This window comes from Zemynaea arenosa (assembly GCF_004614185.1).
Classification (GTDB): Bacteria; Pseudomonadota; Gammaproteobacteria; order Burkholderiales; family Burkholderiaceae_D; genus Telluria; species Telluria arenosa.
In genome coordinates this window covers 1-3,997 of sequence record NZ_SPVF01000092.1, presented here as the reverse complement: position 1 = coordinate 3,997, position 3,997 = coordinate 1, and the positions used below count along the sequence as shown (strand labels likewise).

Annotated in this window: 4 protein-coding genes; all 4 read right to left on the bottom strand. The window is 67.4% G+C overall.

What is annotated here, in order from left to right; all coding sequences use genetic code 11:
• Nucleotides 1–412 (bottom strand): hypothetical protein (locus E4L96_RS06545; RefSeq protein WP_220433400.1); only part of this gene is annotated, 412 nt, incomplete at its 3' end.
• Between the two features lie 262 nt (nt 413–674).
• Nucleotides 675–1,898: an ABC transporter permease gene (locus E4L96_RS06540; protein ID WP_229414266.1), complete on the bottom strand. Its 1,224-nt coding sequence runs from the start codon at nt 1,896–1,898 to the stop codon at nt 675–677.
• Nucleotides 1,895–2,671 (bottom strand): ABC transporter ATP-binding protein, encoded by a 777-nt coding sequence (locus tag E4L96_RS06535; protein ID WP_135206413.1) that lies wholly within the window; start codon nt 2,669–2,671, stop codon nt 1,895–1,897. The genes E4L96_RS06540 and E4L96_RS06535 overlap by 4 nt, the downstream gene beginning before the upstream one ends.
• Nucleotides 2,668–3,891: an efflux RND transporter periplasmic adaptor subunit gene (locus E4L96_RS06530; RefSeq protein WP_135206412.1), complete on the bottom strand. Its 1,224-nt coding sequence runs from the start codon at nt 3,889–3,891 to the stop codon at nt 2,668–2,670. Before E4L96_RS06530 ends, E4L96_RS06535 begins: the two co-directional genes overlap by 4 nt.
• Nucleotides 3,892–3,997 lie beyond the last annotated feature (106 nt).

Here is a 3,997-nt window from a genome sequence, read left to right as displayed (position 1 = left end):
GGCTGGACCAGACCGCGTCCCAGGCGGGCAAGGCGCGGCCCTCGTCCGCGCCGAGCCTGAACCAGGCCATGGCGGCGGGCGCCAGACAAGCGCCGGCGGAATCGGGCAGGTCGTCCCAATACAGCAATTCGATGCGCTCGCTCCACGCACACTGGTGCAGGGCGGGCTCGCCCAGCGCCCGCAGCGGGGGCGCAAGCGCGGCCGCGCAGGGGCGGGCGAACGAGCCGCTCAGCTTCGGGAAGTCCGCCAGCAGCGGCAGCGCGGGTTGAGTGCGGGGCTTGGCCGCGTGCGCGGCGCAGGCCCAGGCGCAGAGCAGCACCAACAGGGCGGCACAGGCATAGCGAATGCCGCAGGTGGTGCGGTCAAGGGCAGCGGGAAGGCGCGGCCCCGGGGTCGGACAGATTGACGTCATCAATGGTTCCTCAAGAGCGCGCGGTCCACCTCGCGGAGACGGCACAGCTGCTTCCCACCGGAGGGGCGGGGGCCACAAGTGGCTGGATGAACAGGACTGCCCGGAGGCACAGACACTGCATGGCGGGTGGGCTTGCAGTCAATACCTCGCGTTCCGCGAGGCACACGGACCCAAGTATACGTGCCATGGCGCGATCGCACAAACGCCGCGCCCTGTGCGGAGGGCGGCCTGTGCGTACGTACGAGGCCCCGGCAGGCGCCGCTTACTCGTACCGCAGGCAGTCGACCGGCAGCATGCGCGAGGCGCGGCGGGCAGGGTAGAAACCGAAGAAGATGCCGACCACGCTGGCGAAACCGCAGGCTTCGATCACGGTTTTCGCATCGATGAAGACTTCGAACTTGCCGGTGGCCGTGACGCCCATCGCCGCCAGCGTTGCCAGCGCCACGCCGATCACGCCGCCGGCCAGGCAGATCACCACGGCTTCGGTCAGGAACTGCAGCAGCACATCGCGCGGCTTGGCACCAATGGCCATCCGAATCCCGATCTCGCGCGTGCGCTCGGTCACCGACACCAGCATGATATTCATGATGCCGATGCCGCCCACCACCAGCGATACCGCGCCGATCAATCCAAGCAGGAGCGCAATGCCCGTGCTGATCTTATTGGCGGTTTCCGCGAACGAGGCCAGGTTGTCGATGGTGTAGTCGTCCGGATCATCGAGCTTGATGTGGTGCCGGTCGCGCAAGGTCTCGTTGATGTCCGCGATGGCGTCATCCAGATTCCCGTCTGGCTTGCCCTGCGCGATCACGTAGTGCACGTTCTCCGCAAACGGCAGGCGCACCAGGTGCGCGCGCGCCGCGGTGATCGGCACGATCACGAGCTTGGACAGGTCCGGCCCGTCCACCTGCCGTCCCTCCCCATGCAGCACCCCGATCACCTGGAACGACACGTTCTCCATGCGGATGTACTTGCCCAGCGGGTCCTGCTTGTAGAAGAACTGGTCCGCCACTTTCTGGCCGATGATGACCATGCGCGCCGCCGAGCGCATGTCGGCATCGCTGAAGATGCTGCCCTGGTCCAGCTTCCACCCGCGCACGCGGAACATGGACGGCGTCACGCCATACACGTCGAAGGACGAGGTCTCGCTCCCCACCGCGAGCTTGACGCCACCGCGCAGCACGGGCGCCGCGCCGGAGAGCGAGGGCAGCTTGTCCAGTGCCTCCGCATCGGCCATGGTGAGCGCCGGTGCCGCGTCGCGCCGCATGCGCTGCGCCTGCGCCCGGTCCCCGCCGGGGGAGATGAACAGCATGTTGGTGCCCAGTGATTCCAGCTGCTTGCCGACGAAGCGCTGCATGCTGTCGCCGAGGGCGAGCAGCAGCGTCACGGACAGGATGCCGATGATGATGCCCAACATGGTGAGCGCGGTGCGCAGGCGGTTTGCGCCCATCGAGCGGAAGGCTTCGATAACGATCTGCAGGAAGCTCATTGAGTGGCCTCCGCGTGCGGCTGGGGCGCGGCGCCGAGCGCCATCTGGCGCAGGCCTTCGGCCGAGGGGCCGTCGTACAGCACCCGCCCATCCTTCAGCCGCATCAGGCGCTTGCTCCAGGCCGCGATGTCCGGTTCGTGCGTCACCAGCAGGATGGTGATGCCGCGTTCCGTGTTGAGTTGTCTGAGCGCGGCCATGATCTCGTCGCTGGTCTGGGTGTCGAGGTTCCCGGTCGGCTCGTCGGCCAGCAGCAGCGGCGGATTGGCCACCAGCGCGCGGGCGATGGCGACGCGCTGCTGCTGCCCGCCGGAGAGCTGGTTGGGCGTGCGCTTGGCCAGGTCGCCGAGACCGACGCGCTGCAGTTCTTCCAGCGCGCGCGCATGGGCCTTGCTGCGCGAGACACCCGCGTAGATCAGCGGCAGGGCCACGTTCTCCACGATCTTCATGCGCTTGATGAGGTTAAAGCTCTGGAATACGAAGCCGATGGTTTGGTTGCGGATCTGCGCCAGCTGCGCGCGCGACAGGGTGCGGGTGTCCACACCATCGAGCAGGTAGGTGCCGCCGGTGGCCGTGTCCAGGCAGCCGAAGATGTTCATCAGCGTGGACTTGCCGGAGCCGGACTGCCCCATCACCGCGAGGAAGTCGCCGCGCGGGACCTGCAGGTCGATCCCATGCAGGACTTGCGTTTCGACGCTGCCGGAGAAGTAGCTCTTGGTGACGTTGCGGATGTCGATGAGCGGCGCGCCCGGTGCCGCCTGCGCTGCTGGCGTCATGGATGCTCGCCCGCCGGGTTAAGCGCGCGGGTCACGACCTTGTCACCCTTTTTCAGGTCCCCGCCTACCACCTCTGTGTAGCGGAAGTTGGAGAGGCCGATCTTCACGTCCACGGGCTTGGGCTGGTTCTTGTCATCCAGCTTGTAGATCTTGAAGAGGCGCGCGGTTTCGCTGCGGGTGTGGAAGCCGATGTCGTCGTCGGCTTGCGGCGCGGGCACCGGCGCGCTGGCCGCGGCGGACGCGGACCCCTTGGCCGCCTTGTCCTTCTTGGCCTGCTTTTCCAGCTCCTCGTCGGAAGGCCGGTAGCGCAGTGCGGCGGTCGGAATGCGCAGCACGTTCTGGCGGTTGCCGACCAGGAGCCGCACCTGCGCCGTCATGCCCGGCTTGAGCAGCTCGTCCCTGTTGTCCACGTCCAGCACCACGTTGTAGGTCACCACGTTCTGCACCGTGTTGGAGGCGAGGCGGAACTGGCGCATGGTGGCGTCGAACTCGCGGTCCGGGTAGGCGTCGACCACGAAGCGCGCGGGCACGCCGGCCTTGAGCTGGCCGACATCCGCTTCCGAGACCGCGGTGTCGATCTGCATCTTGGTCATGTCCTGCGCGATCTGGAACAGGTTCGGCGTGTTGAAGGACGCGGCCACGGTCTGGCCGATGTCGATGGTGCGCTTGACGATCACGCCGTCGATGGGCGCGCGGATCACGCTGTTGTCCAGGTCCGCCTTGGCGCGCGCCAGCTGCGCTTCGGCCAGCGCCAGGTTGGCCTTGGCCACATCGAGCTCGCGGCGGGACTGGTCGAGGGTCAGGCCAGAGATGTAGTTGGCGGCGACCAGTTTGTCATTCCGTTCGAAGGTGGCCTGCGCGAGGCGCAGCGATGCGCGCTGGGCGGCGACTCCAGCCTGGCTCTGGGCGATCTGCGCGTTGAAGATGGTCGGGTCGAGCTTGAGCAGCACCTGGCCCTTCTTCACGTGGTCGTTGAAGTCCGCCTTCAGCTCCACCACGGTGCCGGACACCTGCGAGCCCACGTTGATCAGCGCGACCGGGTTGATGGTGCCGGTGGCGGTCACGGTCTGGGTGATGGTGCCGATATCGGCGGGCGTGGTGCGGTACTGTGAGGCGGGGATGGCGGCCGCCTGGTTGGGGCGGAAGTAGGCGGCGCCGCTGGCACCGGCCACGATCAGCACTGCCACGACGGCGGCGCGCTTTTTGGTGAAGAAGGGCATGGGGCTTCGTCGAAATGGTCCAGCGGCCAGTGTCGGGCATGCCTGAAGGAATTGCAATATATGCATGCCCGGCTGGCGGCGGACGGCGAAGCGCGGGCGCTGGACT

Coding starts and splice junctions, on each gene's coding strand:
- E4L96_RS06540 (WP_229414266.1), bottom strand. CDS start 1,898: ATGAGCTTCCTGCAGATCGTTATCGAAGCCTTCCGCTCGATGGGCGCA.
- E4L96_RS06535 (WP_135206413.1), bottom strand. CDS start 2,671: ATGACGCCAGCAGCGCAGGCGGCACCGGGCGCGCCGCTCATCGACATC.
- E4L96_RS06530 (WP_135206412.1), bottom strand. CDS start 3,891: ATGCCCTTCTTCACCAAAAAGCGCGCCGCCGTCGTGGCAGTGCTGATC.